Source organism: Pedobacter jeongneungensis (assembly GCF_000633455.1).
Classification (GTDB): domain Bacteria; phylum Bacteroidota; class Bacteroidia; order Sphingobacteriales; family Sphingobacteriaceae; genus Pedobacter; species Pedobacter jeongneungensis_A.
Genome location: NZ_AYMG01000038.1, coordinates 230,455 through 253,216 on the forward strand (window position 1 = coordinate 230,455; position 22,762 = coordinate 253,216).

22 protein-coding genes are annotated in these 22,762 nt (G+C 38.7%); 9 read left to right on the forward strand and 13 right to left on the reverse strand.

What is annotated here, in order from left to right; translation table 11 throughout:
• Positions 1-3 precede the first annotated feature (3 nt).
• From U859_RS0128290 to U859_RS0128325, 8 genes are all read right to left on the reverse strand, one after another.
• Positions 4-645 carry a hypothetical protein gene (locus tag U859_RS0128290; protein ID WP_025146580.1) on the reverse strand — a complete coding sequence of 214 codons (642 nt, stop codon included), beginning with the start codon at positions 643-645 and terminating at the stop codon, positions 4-6.
• On the reverse strand, positions 635-1,273 hold the full coding sequence (locus tag U859_RS0128295; protein ID WP_051584799.1) for a hypothetical protein: 639 nt from the start codon (positions 1,271-1,273) through the stop codon (positions 635-637). The genes U859_RS0128290 and U859_RS0128295 overlap by 11 nt, the downstream gene beginning before the upstream one ends.
• Positions 1,260-1,940: a hypothetical protein gene (locus U859_RS0128300; protein WP_025146582.1), complete on the reverse strand. Its 681-nt coding sequence runs from the start codon at positions 1,938-1,940 to the stop codon at positions 1,260-1,262. The genes U859_RS0128295 and U859_RS0128300 overlap by 14 nt, the downstream gene beginning before the upstream one ends.
• Positions 1,941-2,058: 118 nt before the next feature.
• A complete protein-coding gene (locus U859_RS0128305; RefSeq protein WP_025146583.1) occupies positions 2,059-2,427 on the reverse strand; it encodes a hypothetical protein in 369 nt (122 codons plus the stop codon).
• 12 nt (positions 2,428-2,439) lie between these two features.
• Positions 2,440-4,911 carry a TraG family conjugative transposon ATPase gene (locus tag U859_RS0128310; RefSeq protein WP_025146584.1) on the reverse strand — a complete coding sequence of 824 codons (2,472 nt, stop codon included), beginning with the start codon at positions 4,909-4,911 and terminating at the stop codon, positions 2,440-2,442.
• Between the two features lie 10 nt (positions 4,912-4,921).
• Positions 4,922-5,251 carry a DUF4133 domain-containing protein gene (locus tag U859_RS0128315; RefSeq protein WP_025146585.1) on the reverse strand — a complete coding sequence of 110 codons (330 nt, stop codon included), beginning with the start codon at positions 5,249-5,251 and terminating at the stop codon, positions 4,922-4,924.
• A gap of 51 nt (positions 5,252-5,302) precedes the next feature.
• Positions 5,303-5,596 carry a DUF4134 domain-containing protein gene (locus tag U859_RS0128320; protein ID WP_051584804.1) on the reverse strand — a complete coding sequence of 98 codons (294 nt, stop codon included), beginning with the start codon at positions 5,594-5,596 and terminating at the stop codon, positions 5,303-5,305.
• 85 nt (positions 5,597-5,681) lie between these two features.
• Positions 5,682-6,215, reverse strand: coding sequence for a hypothetical protein (locus tag U859_RS0128325; RefSeq protein WP_162800075.1), 534 nt, complete (start codon positions 6,213-6,215; stop codon positions 5,682-5,684).
• A gap of 428 nt (positions 6,216-6,643) precedes the next feature.
• Here U859_RS0128325 and U859_RS32570 point away from each other — a divergent pair, with 428 nt between their 5' ends.
• Positions 6,644-6,778 carry a hypothetical protein gene (locus tag U859_RS32570; RefSeq protein ID WP_262496828.1) on the forward strand — a complete coding sequence of 45 codons (135 nt, stop codon included), beginning with the start codon at positions 6,644-6,646 and terminating at the stop codon, positions 6,776-6,778.
• Positions 6,779-7,186: 408 nt separating this feature from the next.
• Here U859_RS32570 and U859_RS0128330 read toward each other — a convergent pair whose 3' ends face one another.
• From U859_RS0128330 to U859_RS0128350, 3 genes are all read right to left on the reverse strand, one after another.
• Positions 7,187-7,456: a hypothetical protein gene (locus tag U859_RS0128330; protein ID WP_025146588.1), complete on the reverse strand. Its 270-nt coding sequence runs from the start codon at positions 7,454-7,456 to the stop codon at positions 7,187-7,189.
• A 239-nt stretch (positions 7,457-7,695) separates the two neighbouring features.
• Positions 7,696-8,397, reverse strand: coding sequence for a DUF3800 domain-containing protein (locus tag U859_RS0128340; RefSeq protein ID WP_025146590.1), 702 nt, complete (start codon positions 8,395-8,397; stop codon positions 7,696-7,698).
• A 793-nt stretch (positions 8,398-9,190) separates the two neighbouring features.
• The gene (locus U859_RS0128350; protein ID WP_025146591.1) at positions 9,191-10,066 is read right to left on the reverse strand and encodes an RteC domain-containing protein; all 876 of its coding nucleotides are present in this window, start codon (positions 10,064-10,066) and stop codon (positions 9,191-9,193) included.
• Positions 10,067-10,248: 182 nt separating this feature from the next.
• Between U859_RS0128350 and U859_RS0128355 the strand changes: the two genes are divergently transcribed.
• From U859_RS0128355 to U859_RS0128365, 3 genes are read left to right on the forward strand one after another with little or no spacing between them, the layout of a single operon-like run.
• Positions 10,249-10,875, forward strand: a complete 627-nt coding sequence (locus U859_RS0128355) for a Crp/Fnr family transcriptional regulator (protein ID WP_025146592.1) — start codon at positions 10,249-10,251, stop codon at positions 10,873-10,875.
• Positions 10,876-10,902: 27 nt separating this feature from the next.
• On the forward strand, positions 10,903-12,312 hold the full coding sequence (locus U859_RS0128360; RefSeq protein WP_025146593.1) for a hypothetical protein: 1,410 nt from the start codon (positions 10,903-10,905) through the stop codon (positions 12,310-12,312).
• Positions 12,313-12,322: 10 nt separating this feature from the next.
• Positions 12,323-12,664 carry a hypothetical protein gene (locus tag U859_RS0128365; RefSeq protein ID WP_025146594.1) on the forward strand — a complete coding sequence of 114 codons (342 nt, stop codon included), beginning with the start codon at positions 12,323-12,325 and terminating at the stop codon, positions 12,662-12,664.
• 560 nt (positions 12,665-13,224) lie between these two features.
• Here the strand turns inward: U859_RS0128365 and U859_RS0128370 are convergent.
• Entirely contained in the window at positions 13,225-13,632 is a 408-nt protein-coding gene (locus U859_RS0128370; RefSeq protein ID WP_025146595.1) for a helix-turn-helix domain-containing protein, read from the reverse strand.
• Positions 13,633-14,022: 390 nt separating this feature from the next.
• Here U859_RS0128370 and U859_RS0128375 point away from each other — a divergent pair, with 390 nt between their 5' ends.
• From U859_RS0128375 to U859_RS0128400, 5 genes are all read left to right on the forward strand, one after another.
• Positions 14,023-14,589 carry an RNA polymerase sigma factor gene (locus U859_RS0128375; RefSeq protein ID WP_025146596.1) on the forward strand — a complete coding sequence of 189 codons (567 nt, stop codon included), beginning with the start codon at positions 14,023-14,025 and terminating at the stop codon, positions 14,587-14,589.
• A gap of 66 nt (positions 14,590-14,655) precedes the next feature.
• The gene (locus tag U859_RS0128380; RefSeq protein ID WP_025146597.1) at positions 14,656-15,771 is read left to right on the forward strand and encodes a FecR family protein; all 1,116 of its coding nucleotides are present in this window, start codon (positions 14,656-14,658) and stop codon (positions 15,769-15,771) included.
• Between the two features lie 392 nt (positions 15,772-16,163).
• Positions 16,164-19,502, forward strand: a complete 3,339-nt coding sequence (locus U859_RS0128390; protein WP_162800076.1) for a SusC/RagA family TonB-linked outer membrane protein — start codon at positions 16,164-16,166, stop codon at positions 19,500-19,502.
• An 11-nt stretch (positions 19,503-19,513) separates the two neighbouring features.
• Positions 19,514-20,899, forward strand: coding sequence for a RagB/SusD family nutrient uptake outer membrane protein (locus tag U859_RS0128395; protein ID WP_025146599.1), 1,386 nt, complete (start codon positions 19,514-19,516; stop codon positions 20,897-20,899).
• A complete protein-coding gene (locus U859_RS0128400; protein ID WP_084153176.1) occupies positions 20,896-22,389 on the forward strand; it encodes a TlpA family protein disulfide reductase in 1,494 nt (497 codons plus the stop codon). The genes U859_RS0128395 and U859_RS0128400 overlap by 4 nt, the downstream gene beginning before the upstream one ends.
• 64 nt (positions 22,390-22,453) lie before the next feature.
• Here the strand turns inward: U859_RS0128400 and U859_RS0128405 are convergent, their stop codons facing one another.
• Complete coding sequence (locus U859_RS0128405; RefSeq protein WP_025146601.1) at positions 22,454-22,747, reverse strand: hypothetical protein; 294 nt, start codon at positions 22,745-22,747, stop codon at positions 22,454-22,456.
• Positions 22,748-22,762 lie beyond the last annotated feature (15 nt).

Genomic DNA, 22,762 nt, shown 5'->3' on the forward strand with positions numbered 1-22,762 from the left:
ATTTTAATTGATTTTAAACAATTCCCTGGTTCCCTGCATATCCGCCAATGCAGCTTTCCGCTGAAGCAGTAATGTGCCTGTCTGCTGATTGAAAATTCGGAGGAAAGTGAGCTTATCTGTTGTATCCAGAAATATCCTGTCAATTGACGAAAGTCTTTCTTCGTCGCTCATTCGAAGGGAGCCTGCGGTGAGTACAAGGGTGAGCTCATCTAGGTTGTCCATGCTTTGAGCAAATAGGCCGGAATATACCCCGGCGATGTAATCTAACTCCTGGGCATTCATCAGGCCGGAGGCCTGAAAATTCTTTAACGACCGTTTATACTCCGATACAATATCCTTTTGAGCGGAAATGATATCAGCAACCCGTGCATACTTTCTTACTACGGGGCTGACCATCATCAGTCCATCGAGGAAAGTTTCATGGAGCGAAAAATTGCCCTGCGAAATATTCTTTACTGCATTATAGCCGCTGGAGATAATGGTATATCCCTTTTTCATATCACTGAGGATATTTTTGAGCTGGCTCAATTTTTCTACATTGATCAGCAGTTGTTGCGCTTCGGTTGATTGGGCACGAATATTTAAAGCAAATAGAATGCTGCCGGCAACCATACATACCACTAACCATAACTTCTTATTTCTCATACCATCCCTCCATTCTATTTAACACATCCAGTTCTCTTGATCGCTCAGCGCCCAAACGGTTTACCGAACCAGCAAAGCTGAAAGCAAAATTCCTTTTATCTGCAATGCGCTGATGCAGATCATCAATCCTCAACAGTCGCTCATCATCAGTTAATTCAAATTTTCCTGAGGTGATGATGAGCAACAACTCCTCTAAATCGGCCAGACAGTCCGAGAGCAATTCCGTTCGTACCAATGCGGCATAAACCTTGTGTTCTTCCGACAAACCAGAATTTTTTGATAAAGCGGCAAGTGTCCCTGAGACATCAATTTGCATCTGGATAATTTCGGCGACCTTGATATTATTCCTAACTGCTGGACTAACCGATTTCAAGGAGCTGAAAAATGCGCGGTGCAGATCAAGTTCACCTTTGCCGGCATCTTTGATGAAACCCAGCCCAGACTTGCCGATCTCGTATCCCTTTTTGAGATAGCCCGCATAAAGCTTCAGTGCCGCGACCTGTTCAATCAAATACTTTTGCTGGGTCTTTTTCTGGGAAAACCATTCCGACCAGGTCTGTGCCTTTGCGCTAAAAGAAAAAAGTATAAGCATACCAAACCCACAAGAAATAAATTTATTCGATTCCATAAAGCTCCTTCAGTTTGGCCACCTCATCCAGAGAGTTTGACCGTTTGATACTTAAATCGATGTTGCCGGCATTAAACTGTTTGAGGTCTGTATAATTCTCCTCCATTTTTTTAGCCGCGGCACCAATGATTTCCAGGCGTTTTCCATCACTCATCTGGGTTTTAAATGAATGGACAACCAACAGGACTTGATCCAGGTTCTTTACACTTTCTTCCAAAATGCCCAGATAGGTCTTTTGCATGGCCTCGAGCTCATCGACCGTAAAGTGCTTATCCTTCTGGAACAGCCCCCAGGCCCATTTGTATTCATCGACAATGGCGATCTGCCGCTGGGTAAGATCCTTTACCCTTTTATAATAAGTAATGGCTGTTTTGACTTTCCAAAGCGAGGTATAATATTCACTATAAAGCTCCTTTTGCCGCTCGGTCCAGTCGGCGATCTCGGTGAGTTTAAGTTTTGAAAGTTGGTTCTCAAGCACCTTCTGTGCATTCTGTAGCCAGATGGTTTCATTTTGTAATCTTTGAACCTTTAGGTCTACTGCACGGATGACCTTCTTTACGCCTGCCTTGATTACCTCCAATACCGCCAGCTGAGCGTTAGCGCCCTTTGGGAGGCTTACGCAAATGGTCATCGCACTGACCGGAAGAATTACCATATAATTTTTCATAATCTTTTTGATTTTGGTCGCCAGCGAGCCCAAGACTTTCCCTGGACCGCATAAGCTGTTTCTGATTTTGGTGCGTGGCCATGCACTGTTTGTTAGAGATCTCATATTTTTTTTGTGCTTATTGTTTGATGTATTTTCTTTTCCCAACCAGCAGGTAGCCAGAATCAGGATGAATGGTGATGAGCTTACCTTTTCTTATTTCGCTCAAGCTTTTCGTAGCCTCATCGTACAACGCTTTCCATTCTTCCCGTTCGTACTGCCTTTTGCCGGTTTTGCCATTTTGAATCAAATTAAATCCCGTTCGACGATGGATGAAGAACATGTTTTCCTCACCTGCTTCAACAGCAAGGGTATCATCAGCCTTACTGAATTCTCCTCCGGCAGAATTGATGAAGGTTCCGGGCAGAAATGATCGCGAATGGTCGGTCTGACATCCAGTTATTTGGATCAGGCTAACCATCGCTAAAATCAATTGGTAATTTTTCATGATTAATTATTTTTAAAGTGTTACGGATTTGTTTCTGATGTCACCGGCGAGGCTTTCAATTCCTTTTCTGACGCTTCCAAGCTTTTCAGCATATTGCTGAACCAAGAGCTTTTCCTTTTCTTCTGTGGTATAGCAGAGGTACTCTTCTAAACTGACCTCAGTTCGGTAGACCTGGCTATGTTGCCCACCCAGAGAGATGAATACTTCCTTGTATTTTTTAGTGGGGTCATTATTCCGGTTCATGGAAAGAATCTGCGATTTTTCCTTTTCAGTGAGCCCCAGTAATTCCTGGATATCATTAAACTTATTCTGGTACTTACTCTGATCAAGCAGGATCTTACAGTCCGAGTTATTAATAATGGCCTGCTTCACCACAGGCGAAGAAATAATGTCTTCCACTTCCTGGGTGACAACGACTGCTTCTCCAAAGAATTTCCGGACAGTTTTGAACAGGTATTTAATGTATTCGGCCATGCCCTCTTTGGCAATCGCTTTCCAGCATTCCTCGATCAGGATCATCTTCCGAAAGCCTTTAAGTTTTCGCATCTTGGAAATAAACACCTCCATGATAATCAGCGTCACAGCGGGAAAAAGGATCGGATGATCTTTGATGGCATCAAGTTCAAAAACAATAAAGCGTTCGGAAAGCAAATCAAGCTGCGAGGTCGCATTCAGCAGGTAATCAAATTCCCCGCCGCGGTAGTAAGGTTTGAGTACATAGAGAAAGCTATTGATATCAAAATACTGGTCACGAACATTATTTTCTTCGAGTACCGAAAGATATTCGCCAGCCAGAAACTCATAGAATGAATTGAAGCAGGGAAAGATATCCGGATGATGCTCGAGGTGTTTAAAATAAAGGGTCAGCCCGTTTGAAAAACCCACATACTCAGAGCGGGTAAAGGTTTCCCCCTCTTTTTTGGAAAGTGCCAGCAGCAGCGTTTTGATGCTTTCCTTCTTCTCGGTATCCAGGACATCCCCTTCCGCTAGATAGAAAGGATTAAAGGCAATGGGACTAGCTTCACTATAACTGAAATAATATCCGCCGACCAGGTCACAAAGCCCTTTATAGCTATGTCCGACATCAACCAGCAATACATGGGTACCTTGTTCGTAATAGCTACGCACCATGTGATTGGTAAAAAAAGATTTACCGGATCCTGAAGGACCGAGAATAAACTTGTTCCGATTGGTGGTAAATCCTTTGGTAATGGGCTCATCAGAAATATCCACGTGTACAGGGCGACCCGAAAGCCTTTCGCCCAACCGAATGCCAAAGCCCGATCTTGAATCCCTGTTGTGGCTTTCCATATTAAAAAGACAGGTAGCCTGCTCTAAAAAGGTATCGAAAGTATCGTTCATAGGAAAGTCTGCCTGATTGCCGGGCAAACCGGCAAACCAGATCTGCGCCTGTCCATCTGTTTCCCGCTTGGCAACAGCTTCAATTGCTGCCATTGCAGACGAAACCCTGTTCTTGATTTCCCTTTGTTCCAATGGATCATCCGACCAGGCCATTATGTTGATGTGCGATTTTACAGGAAGTCTCCCCAGCGCCACTGCCTCATTTAGAAAGTCATTCACAGCGTCCCTTGAAATTGAGTTTTCCCTGGAGTAGGTAGAGAGTGAATGCAGACGAAGTTTTTTAGCTTCCAGGCGTTTGATGGTTTGTTGCGCATCACCCAAGAAAACATATTGATTTAGGATGTGACTGCCTTTCAAAAGCTGTCCAAGCGGACTGGCAAACCCGATACTAAACTTTGATTTATCCGTAGAATAAGGCTCATAATTGATCCGGCTGCCACAGAAAGCTGATAAGTCATCGGTATCTGCCAGGGTGTAGATTTCCATCTTTTTCTCGCCAACTGAAATCCCGTTTTGTAAATTAACATCCCTAATAATGGGCATTTCTCCTTCCCCAATTAAAAAGCAGTAACGCTCTATAACGCCAGCTTTATTGGATGTTCCTGCCAGTTCTTCATCGGATAACCTTTGCAGGCCGACAAATCCCGAATCATGAACGATACGCTGGAACTGTCCGGCTTTGTCCAAAAAATCTGCTACCAAAACCGGATTAATGGTTTGCGGAGGAACCAGGGATTTCCGCAGGATATTGCTAGCTGCTGAGGAGGAGGATTTCTTTCCAGCAGGTTTTTTGGTCAAAAAAACATAACAGCTGTGCTGAATGCAAGGACGTTCATTAAAAAACCGTTCACTGGAGTGTGAAAGAAAGTTTTGCCCATTTTTTTCAAAATCTGCTTTGAACTGCTCGGTTAAAAACCAATCCTGCTTGTGAAATACACTTTCCGGGGGCAAAACTTTAATAGCCTTTACCCAGGTCTGATGATAAGCCTCATAATCCCGCTCGGATAGGGAGAATATCTCGGGCAAGAGTGCTTTAAATCCAATTGTGATATCTCCGCTATGAGACAGGATGCAGCTATGTTCTATTTTATAAATGGGCAATATATTGAAGGCTTCTTTCATAAGTGTATGGTTATTGATAATGCGGATATTTAAGTTTGGTAAAGATTCGTCGCGAAGAGAATCTAATGTATTTAGGCAGCCCCTTTTTCGCCAGGTATTTCATGAGCCCGTGTTCACCAAAGCGGTAACTGAGCCGAAAGGTAGTGATGAATAATGCGCTGCCTAACAAGCCAATCATCGGCAGAACAATCAGCAGACTAAGCCTAGAGATGTATAGGATTGCAAAGGACAAAAGCAGCAGTACAAGCCCGACAGCCAGATAAGCGATATATTGCGCCTTTAATCCCTTAAACACGATTGGCTTCGACACTCCCTTATTGATTTGATAAATGGTTGCCATAATTTTTAAGTTTTTTTATTATCCATCAATTAAAATCAAAACTTAATCCAGCTAAATCCCGAAAAAGGACTTGAGTACGGTGGCGACGACCACCAGAAATATGCAGCTACCAAACCAGGCGGCAGCGACCTTATTGGTATCAGATTCCCCGGCGTTCCACTTATTGAATACCTTGATGGCGCCGATGATTCCTACAACAGCGCCAATGGCATACATCAGATCGCATCCGGTATCGAAATAACCTTTGACCTTGTTTGTTGCTTCCTGAATCCCGGCATTTCCATCCTGGGCAAAGCAGGAAACTGAAAATAGAAAGTTGAGCATCAGCCAGGCAAGCGAGAACATTGCGACCTTTAACAAGGCTATCCTTTTAGCTGCTTTTAATGAATGATTTTCCATGTTAGAATTTGTTAAGTAAAAAATCAGAAAATTAATCCCATAGGTATTCGAGTTCCTCCAGCGTAACCGAAAAGGGTGCGTAGTTACGGATAAACTCATTGATTTTTCCAATATTGGGGTTGGAACCGATGCGTCCATATTTTTCGCTGATCATAGCGGCCAGAGCGAAAAAGTCCTGCTTACTGCCGTCTTCTTTTTCTAGAATCCCGAATATTTCTTTCAGCTCCTGGATCACGTCAGGCACTAAGCCCAGCTGAGCTGATTTAGCTTCTTCGTCGATACCCAAAGGATCTCCAGCAACTGAAAAACTCAGCGCCCCCATCCTCACAACTTCCAGCCCCTCTGGTATCTTGGATTTACCCATAATTTCATGCGCTGGTGGATCAACTTGATTTTCATTAAGTGCGGCAGCACTGCCTGAAATTACTGTTGGTCTGGAAATGGATCCCGAGATAAAATCCATTGCATCTTTACGAAATACTATAAACAAGAGTGCCAGATACCAGAGTGCACTTAATACGGCGAAGAAAATTAGAAAATTTGCCCAGGAAAATTGTTGTAACATAAATTTGAGATTTTAAGTCCTGCACCATTGCCGGCCCTTGTCGGAACAAATTTTGGAATGTGGTGAGTTTTTATTTCTGTATTACGCCCGTACTACCGAACGATTTTTTATAGAGCATGCCCTGGAAGCTTAAAAGACACTTTTGATTAGAGGTGTCTGACCCGTGATGTTGTGTTTTAACTTAGTTAAGTAATCTGAGACAACACTATTTTCGTTTATAGGAGATAGGCCTAATAATCTTAAAACCCTCTAGAATTAACGTCGAAGGTTTATCATTCGGCGTTTACTAATATTTCACCTATATGGAGATTTGGAATAATTATGCTGGTAACAGTTTATTTTCCAGCATTAGCTCCCGCGTCTTTAAATGGAAGGGATGATTTTAAAATCTGGTTCTATCATCTATACATGCAGGAGCATTATAGCGCATGAAATTACTCGGTCTGGACTATCACCTGGTATATACCAATGAATTAATCATCAGGAAAAATTCCGGTATGTTGCTAACTGCGTTGCAACTTCTTTTGCCTGTTGGCAATGAGATGCAACAATATCCTGATTAGAAAGCACGGTGTTAAAGGAGCAATATATTTAAAATTTGAAAATCGACATTTACACACCGAGCATCAGGCATATTCCAATTTTTAATTTTTAGCCCATCATTTAAAAATGTCATTTACAATAGACGATGAACAATTCAGTTGAAAAACGATTCTTTGATGGTATTACTTGATTGTGGATTTGAACTGCATTCTTAGAGATGGTTAATTAGGGCCTTTTTCAACTCTGGAAAATTATTTTTAGAAGGAATCCGGAACACCTTGCGTTCAAATTCAATAGCTAAATTATATAAATATAATTTGTTATATAAATGCAATTAGTTATATTTGTATCAGCATTGCCCAAAGGACAAATGTAATGGCCACGCAGAGCCGTATTTGCGCGCAGCACCGACAGGGTGCTGTTTTTGTTTAAACACAGTCTTTTCCTTCCTCGAAATCTTTGAACCTAGTGTAGAATTCTGCTTTTGAATCCTTGTCCACACAAAAAGTAGTGACGATTTGTTCATCAGGCTTTACATCAACCGTAACAATCATGAAGTCGAGGCTAAAAGCCCAGTAGTGATGTTTACAAACCCCTTTCTCATCCTTCCAACGGTAATAAAGGATATCCTTACAAGGATGTGCCTGTAAGATCGGTTTAATCCAATGCACCCTATTGGCACGCTGGCAATCATACATCCGTTCATGGTAAATTCGCGTCTGTCTGGTAACAATATGGGTAAAAGTTTCGGAGTAATCTCAATATTGTTCCGACCTGGAGCGATGATGAATAATTTTTATCCGTTTGCCATTCACAACCAGCGGATTATAAACAAAATCATTTTTAAAAACTTCATACAATTCATCCAATTGTCCTTTATTAAAGGATACATCTAAGTTATCTTCCTCAAAGTAAGGCCTGAGCTTTATAAGTGCCATTATTTTTTCATGCTAGCCTGATGATCCATGATACTGAATTTTGTTTCCCAGGGTTCACTTCCTTCCTCAAGAAGATAACCCGATTTTTCTTCGAGATAAGAAATAAATTCTTTTTTTCCAGGATGGAAATGATCGAAATCGCCCTTTGCAAATCTGGCTTTGTATGTAATAGCACCCACGAAAAGATCTGTTAACTGAAAAAAGAGATTCTCTGTATTTAGATGCTGAAACGAAATAAATGGTGAATCTCCATGGTGCAGATTGCCAAAAGTCTCCTGAATCTTATTGAGACGTTCTTTGCCTCTTCCATTGATCACGTCAAGATAAGTCTGGTATCTGGAACCATCATTATTATTATTCTTTAAAAGAAAATCGATCATCTTATAGTAGAAGTTCTCATGAGACCCATTATAAAATTCATCCTGACTGAGCCGGTCTTTATGTTTGACCAAAACACATTTAAACTCCATGGAAGATTCAAAAAAAAGGTCTACAAGTGCTTTATAGAAATCAACCCTGGAATTTGAAAATTTATTCCACTTAATTTCAAAAGTTGATTTAAACCTGAGCTTTATATTCTTTATTTCCTCATACAGCCGAGCGTAGTCGTCAACTGAAACCTTCACATATCCGATGCACATGACTGATGATGAGTCTTTTTCAAAGTGACAGCTTTCATCGAGAAATATTCTGTAATCCATATACAAAATTAGCAAAATAACTAAAGTGCAACACTTCCCGAAAAAACAGTTGCTTAAAATATCAATTGTTTTTAATTTAGTCCTGTGAATAAGCAGTAGCCAAACTATCTGAAATTAACCACCCGAAAGCCAAAATAAGTTGAGGAATATTAAAAATAATTTGTTATTTATTCTTAAGTAATCATAGTATCAGACGATTAAGGATTTACTATAGATAACAGACTAATTCAAAACATTTTTGGGATAAGATGTTACGAAAAAAGATTGCTCAAAAAACTGAAGCTAGTTTGAACAAAATAAAGCAACAATTATATTTTTCCTTCCAATAGTGAGGAGTCAAATAATAATGATCAAAAAGTAGATGGTAAAATGCATCCCATATATTTACAAAATATTGAATCTTTAGCAAACGTTCAGTTTCGCATCATGGAAGCCAAGCAGGAGTATGCTCTACTGGCCGACAGCATTTATGAACTCGAGCTTGACCCGCGGGAAAAGCAGCTGCTAATTACCAAGCTCACTGATTCCTATTACAAAATTCTCAAAAATCTTTTTCTGGAAGAAATTTTGTTGAACGAAAAGTTATTTTAAAAATGTCTACTGGACATTGCATATCTTTCACTTATTTCCAGATATATTCTCCGTCAAATCAAAAGAATATCCCTGAAAATTTTAAAACATATTTATTGCTAGCCTGACTTGAAATTCAAGTTAAGGTGAACCGAAATTTAATTTAGATGGGTAAAGCCTCTTGTTAATCTAAAACCTGTTATACAAAAAATAAAGTATACACTTAAAAGCCATAACGGCTCCGTTGATCCTCTGGGATCCAGGCATCGCTGTCTTCAATACGTTTGGATACGAGCTGTTGCATCTCATCAAGATAACGGGTTTTGCTCATCGATTTACGCCTTTTGATATCGGCAAAACGTTTGAAGTATCCGGAGATATTTACCTGAAAAGCGTGACTGAAAAACTCCATGAGTTCCGACAGGCTGATCTTGCCTCCGTTCACCTGCCCCGTTTCATAAACCCCATACACCAGTTCCACCATATTGACTGCCTCCCCTGTCCACTTGATATCTTTGAAAGCATTTTTGTGCATCCCCTCTTCACCACCTTTCTGCATTACGATTTCCTGTTTGATAGATTCCTGCAATTTTTCATAGGCGATAAACTTAGAAAAAAGGTAATCTGCAACAGTTGAAAAAGACGGGTCAACATCCGGAACTTCTGCGAATCCAACCAGCTGGCCACCTCCATTTCTGGTAAAGTACCGATCATCCAGGTCAGTCGCCCCTAGGCGGTAGTATTGATAGATGAACTCATTTTGCCTGAAAAACCTGTTGATAAACTGAAGCTGCGACTCCAGATGGCAGATCTGTTTATCCTTACCCAGGAGCGGCATGCTGTTCTCAATTGCATAAAGCTCAGTGATGAAAATCAGCAGCGCATAAATCCGGGGCTTGCCTTTTTTAAAAAAGTAAATCTCCTCCGCCTCATCTGCGAAACCGGTTTTGGAATGTTCAACCTTTAACTGCACCAGGGCTTTCTGAACGATGGCCAAACCATCTCTGAACTTTTCAAGTGAATGTTGAACAGTGGTAATTTCTTCAATTTGAGGCAAAACCTCGGCATACAGTTTTTCTGATAGTTTTTGTAGTTTCATGACCATTTAGTTTAGGTTAACATTTTGAGCAGCAGCCAATCAGATATCAAAAAAGTATTTTTTCAAAGGACCACACAAAACAAAAGCGAAAAAATTCCGTTAAAAAAGTACCTCCTTCCGACAGGACAATATTAGCCAGGTAAATGCAATGAAAAGTTGATTTGTGACACAATCGACAATGCATGAAAAATCATCCAAGAAATGAGGCCGATCTTTTAGAAATGCTGGGCTTCATCATTCCCCTTCCCGCACCTTTCCAAAAGCGTGTAAACAAAGAGGCTATAACCGAGACATTTAGAAAAAAACAGTTACTGCTCAAACCAGGTGAAACAGCCCGAAGGATATACTTCATCCGCTGTGGTTTCCTTCGCGCCTATTTCATAGACAACAACGGAAAAGAATGTACTACATGGTTTATGGGGAAAGGAGACCTGATGATCTCGGTTTATAGCTTTTTCACCCAAAAACCTGCTTATGAGTACATAGAAGTACTCGAAGACTGCAAGCTCCAGTCATTAACCTGGAACCAGTTGAACAGTTATTATGCTGATTTCGAAGAAGGCAATTTGCTTGGCCGGATTGTTACTCAGAAATATTATTTGCTAAGTGAAGAAAGGGCACTTTTCCTGCGCACCCAAACCCCGGAAAACCGATATGAGATGCTGATCGAAAAACACCCTGATATCGAACAGCAAACGACTCAAAATAACATCGCTTCCTACCTCGGAATTAGTAGGGAAACATTGTCCAGAATTCATCGGAAAAAACTCGGATTGTGTCAGGTGACACAAAACAGCATACAAAATTAACATGATTTTACACCTAAAAATATTATCATGAAAACAAAACTCAAAATTTTCATACTCATCACGCTCACGGTCTATGCCTGCAAAAAAGACGTGACCGAACAGTTACCACCACTTCCCGGAGATGCAAAATCCACCCTGACCTTAGCAGATGCCAAGGCATATATCGAGCAGGAACAAAATAACCTGACGCAAACAAATCCACACCTAACAAATACGGAATTAGACTGGAAAAGTGCAAGCAATACCGAAAGAAAAAATGGCAATATCTGGACGATTAACCTTTCCGGTCAGCCAATATACCAGGGTATTAAGCAAGGCTACCGGCAGCTCGCCATAAAGCGGAACGATAAAACCAATGAAATTGAGGCGCGAATTCTGGAGATCATACCAGATGCAATTTATCTGCAAAAAGGCAATGTTCATCCATCAAACTTCACAGGAAGGATATTCGAGTACGATACCTCATGTAAATTAACAGGAGGGCAGATCTATAGCGAAGGCAAACAGGTGGGAGATATAGGGCCAAAAGAGCATTTCGAGAAACAAAAGATGAGTACTCTTGGCGATCTCAATCCGCTTAAAGGTGTTCAGGGAAAACTAATGAGAATGCAGGTTATCGAAAGCTGCGCGTGGTACCAGGACAGTTATGTTGATGGCAATGGAGATTTCACGGTCCATTCGGAGAGAGTCTGCAGCTATTCATTTTACGATGACGGTACAGGTTTTTGGGGAGGCGGTGGCGTATCTTCCGGCGGAGAAAGTTCGGGCGGTGGCGGCGGGGGTGGCAGTTCATCTGCAACAAACCCCACACCCGAGGCTCCTGCCCCTTCTAACCTGCCTGGGGAAAACAATAATAAAGTCGATCCAAAGAAAATGATGGATTGCTTTTCACAAATCACTAGTCCAAATGCAGCATTTGTGGTCAAGGTTTATGTAATAGAACCCCAGCCTGGAACCTCATTCAACGTTGGATCAAACAGTTTTGGTCACGTTGCCATATCCCTTAGTAAAACAAGCGGCAACACAACCATCACCCAAACCATAGGATTCTATCCTACGGGATCTGGATTAGAAAAACTTGACTCAAAATCTCAGATCCTGGATAATGGTGATATTAAATATAACATTAGTTCTACTTATTACGTTAACAGTGAAAGCTTTCAGAAGGTCATAGAATATTTAAGCAATCCGCCCGAGCGGTATCATTTTACAGATTTTAACTGTTCAGCGTTTGTATACGGAGCCGGTCAGGCTAGTGATATTCCGATCCCAGATCCTACAACAACAATAGGAATTAGTGGCCCAGGGGGTGCAGGCTATGCAAGAACACCTACAGGTATGGCAAATGCTCTGCGAACGCAAAAAGCTAGTAATCCAAACTCAGACATTAATCAGGGAGGTGGAAGAGTTCCAGCTAGTAAAGGGGAATGTTATTAAAAAATACATTATGAAAAGAAAAACAAAAATCATATTGTTCGCTGTCTTAGGACTGGTCGCTATCGCCAATCTACCCCCACTTGCATTCTTTTTTCGAGAAAATTATAGTTATCGAAATAAAGATGGAAGTTTCAAGTACCAAGAACAGTCAGGTAAAAGTTTAGATTACGAAGTTTGCAAGATTAGATTTCAACGATTCAAAATAGAGAACCCAGGCAATCCCAATAAAACCCTTTATAGAACTTTTAGCTTAAAGCCATGGAGATTTTGGGAATGGTCCCAAATGATATTTAACTATGAGAGATTTACCTTGCCATATTATAACAAAGAATATCAATCATTGGAAAGATAAGGTAGTTATTTGATCTGGAAAGCCTCAAAAGACAGCAGCACACTCAACATCATATTCGGAAGAACTTAGTGTTTTTGATTATTAAGTACGTCTATAGAAGCGTCTATCGCTTCGTCTACAATATTCAATAGAAAATTATTCGCTGTTATTAATATTCTCACATAAAATCCCATCATCAACTTTTATATCTTCATAACATACAGGATACTTACTGCAAGCCCCGCAATGCTAAAGACTAAATATTATGCTTCCGTGCCTTGCAAAACTGTCATCATCATAACAAAAATATAGGATAACTTTTTTTCAACTTTGATATTATGGATGATTGTAGATATCGTCTGCTTATCGAATGAATTGGGAAATCATCAAGCACTAGGTTTCAAGCCCTAACAGAGACGAAGCTACAATCTAGATAATTATTTCCATCATATATTAAACAATGTTTCTGATGCGTAGCATCATTAAACACGTATAATTACATAACATTACTAATACGATATTATTTTAATGGATAAATGATTAAAAATCATAATTCTAGTTGAGCTATCTAATATCGATTGCTAAATCCTATCAGATATTTTGGCAATTAAATCGAAATACTGTTTTTTCGAAAACTCTAATTCAGTCTTTAAAAATTCAATCTGCTTATCTTTTTCAAGGATTACAGTATCAATTAATTCTTTTTGAGTTTCATAATAGTTTTGAATGAATGCCTTATCTATTGTATTATTATGAAAGCTAACAACTGGAGTGTCATCAGACAATAATTGTGTGATTGTTATATTATACAACTCTGCTAATTTTTCGGCCTGAGTCTTATTTATTCTTTTTGGATTGTGTTCAAGTCTAGAATAGGTATTCTGACTTATACCTAAAATATCCTCTCCAACATATTTTTGTGTGAAATTATTTAATTCTCTGAAGATTCTAAGCTTAGAATTAGGAATTGTATTAATCGGATTCTGCATAGGATTTAAGGACTTTTCTAATTACAAAGATAGTATAAATTATCCAATTTTTGCGTTTTTTATCCACACTAAAATGCCAATATTTGTTATGTAGCAATAAATACTTAAAGTTTTAAAATATTAATAACTTTGCAGTTCTCTTTTAAAATATAAAGAACTGCTTACAAGCCTCGCCAACGAATCTGGTAAATTTCACGCGAGCGTAAGTGATGCATCTATACCCTATAAAATAGGGTCGGTGCTCGCTTATGTTTAACGTGTGAAACCATTTCGTATGAAATGGTTGGCTTACCAGAGCCAGTTGGCGTTAGACTTTGCGAGTGCCGACCCTATTGTTGCAAAATATTGGTGCCGCTGTTCTATTGTGGCTTGTTATCAAAAATAGCAAGCATGTCAGAATATCAAATTCTTTACGATAAGGACTTATTAATCCAGCTGAAAAACGGAAGCCATTCCGCATACACGGAAATTTACAACCGCTACTTCTATTTGATGTATATTTTTGCTTATAAAAAAATTGGAGACGAGGAGCTTTCGAAAGACTTTGTACAGGAACTTTTCATAACCTTATGGAGCAAAAGAGAATCACTTTCAGAAACCGGTAAACTCTCTTCATATCTCTACATCTCTATCAGAAGCAGGATGCTGGATTACTTTGCACATCAAAAAGTAAAAAACAAATATCTCGATTTTCTAAAAACATATGAAAGCACGGCAGATGAAAAAACTGATCATATCGTGCGAGAAAAAGAGCTTGCCAATTACATTGAAAAACAAATTCAATCCTTGCCGGATAAAATGCGTCAGGTTTTCGAATTAAGTAGAAAGGAACATCTGAGCAATAAAGAAATTGCTCAGAAACTAAAAATCAGCGAAAGCAACGTTTCATCACAAATATCCAATACACTCAAAATTTTCAGAACTAAGTTCGGAGACATAATCTCCATAATACTATAATTATTTCATAAGAATCTTGACATCTCATTAAGCAACTCGTACCAGTTCAAAATCAAATGGATCTGAATGGACAACGAACAAGCTTTTGCGCTTTTAAAAAAATATAATTCAGGGGAATGTACCGAGATTGAAAGGGTATTAGTGGAAGAATCATTTTTCGCCTTTAACGAGCAAAGCGTGGAAATTTCTTTTGAAAAACTAAAGACACTCAAGAAAGAAATTGCAGGAAACCTGCCCGTTAAAAATACCAGGGCAAAATATAAAAAATTAGCTATTGCCGTCACATCAGCAGCAGCAGCAGTAATAGCCTTGGGTATTTATCTTATTATACAAAAAAATGAAACACACACAACAGGCAACCTGGTACTTGCAGAAAATATTTTCCCAAAAGGAAATGCAGCGCTGATTACATTTTCAAATGGCCGAACGATCAACCTAGATAAGAATCAAAAAGAGGTAAAGATAAGCGGCTTAGATTTAACCTATAATGATGGCTCAAAGGTAAATATTAATGAAACTGGAGCGTTTCAAACAATCTCCACTCCAAATGGTGGAGAATATAAAATTGTGTTGTCCGACGGCACCAAAGTCTGGCTAAACGCCGCTACAGTATTACAATATCCATCAACTTTTAGAGAGCGGGTTGAAAGAAGGGTAAAGTTGGTTAGCGGCCAAGCCTACTTTGAGGTAGCGAAAGACACAAAGCATCCCTTTGTTGTAACTACCCAGAATCAGGATGTTATGGTTTTGGGTACAAGGTTCGACATAAACGCTAACTCAGAAAACATTAAGACAACCTTATTAGAGGGTTCGATAAGCCTGAAGTTAGCTACCAACAACAAAACCAGACATTTACCATTGATATTGGTTCCTGGAAACCAATCAATCAATCATAGTGATTATCTTACTAAAACCTCTGTAGATACTTCACTGGTGGTAGCCTGGAAAAATGGTAAGCTAAAATTTCAAAATGCAAATTTAGAGACAATACTTTCGGAAGCAGAAAGGTGGTACGATATCCAGGTGAAATACGAAAGTAGCGTTCCGGACATCCAGTTGACAGGGGGAATTTCGAGAAAATCCAATCTAGCAACCCTACTCAGACTGCTCAAATTAAGTGGTATAAAATTTAAAGTCGATAACGTATCCGGAAAAAACATATTGTCAATTGCTCCCCTATAATCAACTTACCTATTACCAAACCAAAAAAACAAATGCCTATGTAGAAAATTTGAGATTTAATTTTAGTTAATGATTCCAGATAAAAAAGCCGGCGGTGTTTTCGAAGAACACCGCCGGCAAAGTCTGGAGAATTTGACATCAAGTACCAACCTAACATTTTATTAACCAAACCAAACAAAAGTATGATTTTTTATCATCAGAGAAGAAAACACGACCAAAAAAATCTTTATTCCCCTACAGGTGTGAATTTTTCGGGTTCATGCTGGAGATACCTTAAAAGTTTATTTAGCCGTTGCAGCATCTTCACAATACTGTTAGCGTTATTTTTGACCGCTGAATCTAAAGCGCAGAGTATTTCGGTAAACGTAAAACAGGCGACATTAAAGTCTGTTATGAATAAAATCGAAGCACAGAGTGGATTCGATTTTTGGTACAATAAAAACACACTAGATGAGGATTTGAGAATAGACATCGTCGTAAAATCAGAACCGTTGAGCGAGGTTCTGAAGAAAATGTTTGAACCCAGACAAATTAGTTTCGAAATTATAGACAAGACAATATTTCTAAACCCTTTTCAGAAAAAAGTGCCTATGACTTCAAGCAGCTCAGCAAATAATGAAGTAAGAGGGAGTGTAAAAGATGAAAAAGGAGAGCCCATCCCAAACGCTACTATAAAAATCAAAGGCTCGACACTTGCAGCGTTTGCAGATAATAACGGATTATTCAAATTAACAGCGGTACCCGAATCCGGCGCAGTTATTATAAGCTCATTAGGATTCAAGTCACAAGAAACTTATTTTTCTAAATCAAATCGTACCGAATTAAATATAGTTCTCTCTGAGATGGAACGAACACTTGATGAAGTTTCAGTTATCTCGACAGGATATCAAAATATCCCAAAAGAAAGAGCGACAGGAAGTTTTACTCAAATAGATAACACGCTTATCAATAGAAGTGTTGGACAGAATATATTAGACCGATTAGATGGAGTAACAAATAGCTTAATATTTAATAAAACCAATCCATCAGGTACAGGGGCGAGCAGCTCATCGCTATCCATCCGTGGACGAAGTACAATATTAGGCAATGCAAATCCTTTAATAATACTTGACAATTTTCCTTATCAGGGAGACTTAAGTAATATTAACCCTAATGACATAGAAAATATAACTGTTTTGAAAGACGCAGCTGCCGCATCCATTTGGGGTACACTTGCAGGGAATGGAGTTATCGTAATCACCACAAAAAAAGGGAGATTGACCCAGAAGGTAAATGTAAGTCTCAACGCAAATATCAAGGTGTCGGAAAAAGCTAATTTAAGTAGTCAAGAAAGATTAAGTAGTGGCGAATATATTGAGGTAGAACGCGACCTGTTTAATAAAGGAAAATTCAACTCGACCATTAGTAATGGTTTTGCCACGTTATCCCCTGCGGTAGAAATCATGCTCAGCAGAAGGTTAAACAATATTAGCGAATCGAGGATGAACCAAATGCTCGATTCTTTATCACGTTATAATTCGATTGAGCAATGGGAGAATTACTTTTACCGCCAACCAGTTGCGCAACAATATCAATTGAGCCTTGATGGAGGTAGCAGCAATCATAATTATTTTATTTCGACGGGTTTGGATAAGTCTCTAGGTGACCGCAACAGTTCATCAAACAATCGTAAAACTTTGAATGCCAATAATATTTTTAATTTACTAAACAACAGATTGGAGATGGTAATTGGTCTTGCTTTAACCCAAAGTCAATCTGGTTTTAATTCGCGTGCCTACATCCCACGATACCCATACGAAAACGTTGCTGATGATAATGGAAATGCGCTTGCCGTGACCGATGGAGTATTACGTCTCCCTTATGCACAAAGTGCGGGAAATGGAAAACTGCTGGACTGGCTATACCGCCCGTTGAACGAAGATTTGCAGAATTCAACCACGAAAATCAGTGATTATCGTTTAAATACACAATTAACTTACCAAATTTTGAAAGGGCTGAAAGTATCGGCCAACTATCTTTATCAGCAGGGTAAAACGGTAAACGACGTATTGGACGGTCAAAATTCTTATTATGTACGCCAACAGGTCAATACACTTTCATCAATTAATTCAAGCACAGGCATAGTTACCCGACCTTTACCTATAGGCGATATACTTGCGCGTACCAGTTCTGGCTATCAGAGCAACTTTGGCCGTTTACAATTCATTTATAGTAAAAACTTTAGTGAGAATCATGAGCTAAATGGACTATTCGGAGGTGAGATTAGAGAAAATGTTTCCAATAGTGCAGCCTATACACTATATGGCTACAACAATGATACACAAACCGCACTGAACCAGCTGATCGACTTTACAAAATTCAACACTTATTTCTACAATACTACCACTTCCCAAATTCAAACGGGCATTTACAATTATGGCAGTGTAGAGCGCAACAGGTCTCTGTATGGTAATTTAGATTACGGTTTTCGCAGGAAATATCATCTATCGCTAAGCGCCCGTAAAGATGAGGCTAACATATTCGGTGTAAAGAGTAATCAGAAAGGTGTTCCGTTGTGGAGTGCGGGTCTGTCTTGGCTTGCTTCATCAGAATACTTCTATCCAGCTTTTCTACCTCAATATTTAAAGTGGAGAATGACTTATGGCTATAATGGTAATTCAGATCAGTCAACCTCGGCTTACCTAACCGCAATAATTGATAATGTGGCAAATATTTATGGCCAGCTGCCTGCCAATATCCAAAATCCTCCAAATCCCTCACTGGTCTGGGAAAAAATAGCCAACCTAAACCTGGGTTTAGATTTCGCCACAAAGGGCAGTCGGATATCAGGTAGCGTTGATTTTTACATCAAAAATGCAAAAGACTTAATTGGCTTTTCTTTTGTGGCGCCGCAGACCGGCATTACACAATACCGTGGAAACTCGGCCAGTCTAAAAACCTATGGATGGGACTTCAGTCTGCAAACCACTAACACCAGAGGTCAACTGAATTGGAAAACAGGGTTCCTTCTAAATTTAGTCAAAGATCATATAACCTCCTATGGAAAAGCACCAAATAGTAATAGTGCGTTGGTAATGTCAATTGCATATACTCCGATGCTAGGTTATCCAGTAAATGCAATTTTCAGTTACCCAACCAGCAATCTCGATAACGCGGGAAATCCACAAGGTTATCTAAATGGAGTCGTGAGTAGAGATTATGCTGGTATTGCCAATTCAAACAATAGGAACGACCTAACTTTTCATGGATCAGGAAGCCCTACATTATTTGGAGCTGTAATGAATACATTTAGCTGGAAACATATTGAATTATCCCTTAACATCACATTTAAGGGTGGCTACTATTTCAGGAGAAACTCGTTGAACAATACAAACCTCTATAATGGATCTTATTATACTACAGATTATCTTCAGCGATGGAAAAGTTCTGGTGATGAAGCTAATACAAACATACCAGCTTTAGTTTACCCTGCGATATTGAACAGAACAAACCTTTATGTTTATTCAGATAAACTAGTTGAGCGTGGTGACCACATCCGATTTAAAGATCTCCGTATTGCTTACACCATCAATCAGCCATTCAAACAAGTTGGTGTCAAGCAACTCAATCTTTTTTGTTATGTAAACAACCTGGGTATTTTGTGGCGAGCAAATAATCACAATATAGATCCTGATAGCCAATTGATCGATCAACAAACAAGCATTGCATTCGGATTAAAAACCACTTTTTAAACTTTCTTGAGATGAAAAATAAATTTAATATTTTTGTTATTCTGTGTTGTACTATAATATTACTTAGTTGCAAGGATGATTTTCTAAATGAAAAGCCCAAAACCAGTCTCGTCGTTCCTACGACATTAGGAGATTTTGAGGCAATGCTTAATAGTCCTGTAATATATAAAACAGGAGCTCTTGGTCAAATGGCATGCGACGATTATGAGTTTACGGACTATGCTTCATGGCAGAGTACAGGGACAGCCACAGAAAGGAACTCATATATATGGGCAAGGGATTTATTTGCAGGTGAACAATCGCGACCAGACTGGAATGAACCTTACAGCTCAATTTTTTATGCGAACAACATCCTCAAAGGTTTAGCGGAAATTAATCCGCGGACTGATATTTCAAAGTATAATCAAATAAGAGGCTGGGCATTGTACGTGCGCTCTGCAGCATTTTATGATTTGCTTCAAAATTTTGCGCCACCATATGATCCCTCAACCGCATCTGAAGATTTGGGTATACCACTGCGGTTAACTCCTGGTGTCGATGAAATTTTACCAAGGTCAAGTGTTGCTGAATGCTATGCAAGAATATTAACTGATTTAATAGAGTCGGGTGATCTACTTACAGCCACATTTCCTATTACAAATCGCTACATGCCTTGCAAAGCTGCAGCGTTTGGCCTCCTATCAAGAATTTACCTGAACATGAATCTCTACAAAGAAGCTTCAAAATTTACGGATTTAGCTTTGGCTGAATATAATAAATTAATTGATTATAATAGTCTTTCTCAAACTTCTGGCACCCCATTTTCATTTACTCATGACGAACTAATTTTAAATAGCTCTCAAGTATCAACTTATGAGATTACAATACCAAGAAACATAAATACCAGGGTAAGGGTATCTCCAGATCTCATAAAACTTTATGACACCAAAGATCTCCGACTAAGTATATTTTTTGAAAGGATGAGTAATGGAAATTATAGTATGAAGCGTGGGTATTATGGTAGTACTGGCAATTATGGTTTTTCTGGCATAGCAACCGATGAGCTTTTTTTAACAAAAGCAGAATGCCAGGCGCGAAATGGAGAAACTGCAAATGCACTATTCACCCTGAACCAGCTATTAGTTAAACGATATGCTACGGGCAACTTTGTACCTACTGTAGCAAATTCCGCCACAGAAGCGCTAACAAAAATACTTGTCGAAAGGAGAAAAGAACTTGTTTGGAGAAACTTAAGGTGGCCAGATTTACGACGGCTCAATAAAAGTGGGATGGGAATAATTCTTAAACGATCTTTAAATGGAGCGGAATATATATTAGCTCCAAACAGTTCCCTCTACACTTTCCCAATTCCTGATGATGAGATAAACGCTAGTGGAATTCAACAAAATTTAAGATGATGAGGCTATTTTTAAGGAAATTAATATTAACATTTACAATATTAAATGTAGCAGTAAGCGTCCAAGCTGATGTAATAATCAAAGGAACTATCGTACATAATGTGGCAAATTTAGATATCAAAAACATTTGTTTTGAAGTATACCAAGATTATATATCACCCCAAGTGAACCAGTCCAAAAAAATTCTCTGTTCTGTCGATTCAAAAGGGTATTTCTCAACCACAATTAAAGGATATAAGAATGCATTTTATATTGGAACATACTTTGTTAGTTCGACTAATAAAGAGGTTTTTGCATTGGATAATCAAGTTCTGCATAAACCATTTTTATTTGAAGATAATGACAGTCTAAATATAACGATCAATCTTCGAGGGAAGTGGATTCAATTCAAAGGAAAGGGATCTGAAAGGCTAAATTGCCAATTTCAGATGGAATCACAGTCGATTTCGGAAGGAGGTTTAGCAAGAGTTCGTGATTTGGGAAACAAAGAAAATTTTTATGATGCAAATGCACTGGAAAGTAAATTATTGGATCAACTTTGGGTCAGTAAATTAACTATTTTACAGAGCTATAAAAATAACTTTTCACCATATATCTATAACCGTGTATATCTAGATTCTTGGTATTACCAGAAATATTCACACTTAAACTCGTTATTATCCACTTATGCGTTGACATACCCCATAAGAAATAAGGGGATAATAGATTTTGTAAAAACAAAATATTCGAATGACTTGCAAATTCCTGAAGGTATAAATCCGTCATCAGAAATGTTAGGTCAATACATTCGATATCTTTATAAATCAAATTACTTGAAGCTAATCATTGGAAAATTTGATCTTGGGAACCTAACATACAATGTTTCTATGCTCGAATTATTTCAAAAAATTAAAAATAATTATTCAGGTCCTACAAGAGATTATTTATTCTTAACATTTTTTTTAACAGGTGGAAAATATCAAAATGATACGTTAGCCTTTCTGGAAGAAGCAAAGAAATTAATTACATTGACCGCAGTCAAAGATGAGTTGGCAATGTGGCTGAATCGGCTTAACACATTTGACAAACAAAACTTTACTCTAACGGATATTGATGGCAAAACTGTTTCTTTAAACAACTTAAAAGGAAAAGTTTTGGTACTAGACTTTTGGTTTTTAGGATGTTCGGGGTGTTTAAAAATGTCACCATACCTTGAAAAAGTACAAAATTATTTTGAGAATAGGGATGTAGTTTTTGTTAGTATAAATACTGATGATCTACCCAGATTTAAACTTGGTTTAGAAGATGGAGGTTACACGAATCCAAATCAGTTATTATTGTACACTTCAGGTTTAGTAAGACAACACCCACTGCTTGAATACTTCAAGATTTACGACTTTCCAACATTAATTGTTATTAAAAAAAATGGAGAAGCTGTTAGTTCAAGAGCTCCTGATCCCAGATTGGATAATGGCCTTGCTCTAAAGAAAATGATCGAATCAGCATTCTAGACAGTGAAATAGGAACGGCAGAAAAATATTATTTCTGCCGTTTTTTTTTTACAAAAGCCAATTACTATGGATTGTAGGTACCTTCAGATGAACCTGGTACAGGCTCAGCATCCGAGGGCAAGTCTGCATAATTGAAAGATGACCCCTTATTTTCATCTGTTGTAATCACACACTGATGAGCACTATTAGAAACGCAATTGTTCGTAGGATCCGCAGATGGTTCTAAGACGTACTGTGTGCCATTATTGATATAGCGATAAGTCAAAAGTTTGGAATTTGAGGCTGGTTTGAATGCACTCCCAACTACAATCAGAGCTACAGCTGCGAAGCCCATGATCATTTTTTTAAAATTTTTCATAATTTGAAATTTAAT

Excerpts from the sequence above, each read along its gene's own strand:
- U859_RS0128390 (WP_162800076.1), top strand. The coding sequence starts at position 16,164 with ATGAATAAAATCGAAGCACAGAGTGGATTCGATTTTTGGTACAATAAA.
- U859_RS0128315 (WP_025146585.1), bottom strand. The coding sequence starts at position 5,251 with ATGGCAACCATTTATCAAATCAATAAGGGAGTGTCGAAGCCAATCGTG.
- U859_RS0128350 (WP_025146591.1), bottom strand. The coding sequence starts at position 10,066 with ATGAAACTACAAAAACTATCAGAAAAACTGTATGCCGAGGTTTTGCCT.
- U859_RS0128305 (WP_025146583.1), bottom strand. The coding sequence starts at position 2,427 with ATGAAAAATTACCAATTGATTTTAGCGATGGTTAGCCTGATCCAAATA.
- U859_RS0128395 (WP_025146599.1), top strand. The coding sequence starts at position 19,514 with ATGAAAAATAAATTTAATATTTTTGTTATTCTGTGTTGTACTATAATA.
- U859_RS0128290 (WP_025146580.1), bottom strand. The coding sequence starts at position 645 with ATGAGAAATAAGAAGTTATGGTTAGTGGTATGTATGGTTGCCGGCAGC.
- U859_RS0128300 (WP_025146582.1), bottom strand. The coding sequence starts at position 1,940 with ATGAAAAATTATATGGTAATTCTTCCGGTCAGTGCGATGACCATTTGC.
- U859_RS0128310 (WP_025146584.1), bottom strand. The coding sequence starts at position 4,911 with ATGAAAGAAGCCTTCAATATATTGCCCATTTATAAAATAGAACATAGC.
- U859_RS32570 (WP_262496828.1), top strand. The coding sequence starts at position 6,644 with ATGAAATTACTCGGTCTGGACTATCACCTGGTATATACCAATGAATTA.
- U859_RS0128325 (WP_162800075.1), bottom strand. The coding sequence starts at position 6,215 with ATGTTACAACAATTTTCCTGGGCAAATTTTCTAATTTTCTTCGCCGTA.
- U859_RS0128355 (WP_025146592.1), top strand. The coding sequence starts at position 10,249 with ATGAAAAATCATCCAAGAAATGAGGCCGATCTTTTAGAAATGCTGGGC.
- U859_RS0128295 (WP_051584799.1), bottom strand. The coding sequence starts at position 1,273 with ATGGAATCGAATAAATTTATTTCTTGTGGGTTTGGTATGCTTATACTT.
- U859_RS0128370 (WP_025146595.1), bottom strand. The coding sequence starts at position 13,632 with ATGCAGAATCCGATTAATACAATTCCTAATTCTAAGCTTAGAATCTTC.
- U859_RS0128330 (WP_025146588.1), bottom strand. The coding sequence starts at position 7,456 with ATGTATGATTGCCAGCGTGCCAATAGGGTGCATTGGATTAAACCGATC.
- U859_RS0128340 (WP_025146590.1), bottom strand. The coding sequence starts at position 8,397 with ATGGATTACAGAATATTTCTCGATGAAAGCTGTCACTTTGAAAAAGAC.
- U859_RS0128375 (WP_025146596.1), top strand. The coding sequence starts at position 14,023 with ATGTCAGAATATCAAATTCTTTACGATAAGGACTTATTAATCCAGCTG.
- U859_RS0128405 (WP_025146601.1), bottom strand. The coding sequence starts at position 22,747 with ATGAAAAATTTTAAAAAAATGATCATGGGCTTCGCAGCTGTAGCTCTG.
- U859_RS0128360 (WP_025146593.1), top strand. The coding sequence starts at position 10,903 with ATGAAAACAAAACTCAAAATTTTCATACTCATCACGCTCACGGTCTAT.
- U859_RS0128320 (WP_051584804.1), bottom strand. The coding sequence starts at position 5,596 with ATGTTCTCGCTTGCCTGGCTGATGCTCAACTTTCTATTTTCAGTTTCC.
- U859_RS0128380 (WP_025146597.1), top strand. The coding sequence starts at position 14,656 with ATGGACAACGAACAAGCTTTTGCGCTTTTAAAAAAATATAATTCAGGG.
- U859_RS0128400 (WP_084153176.1), top strand. The coding sequence starts at position 20,896 with ATGATGAGGCTATTTTTAAGGAAATTAATATTAACATTTACAATATTA.
- U859_RS0128365 (WP_025146594.1), top strand. The coding sequence starts at position 12,323 with ATGAAAAGAAAAACAAAAATCATATTGTTCGCTGTCTTAGGACTGGTC.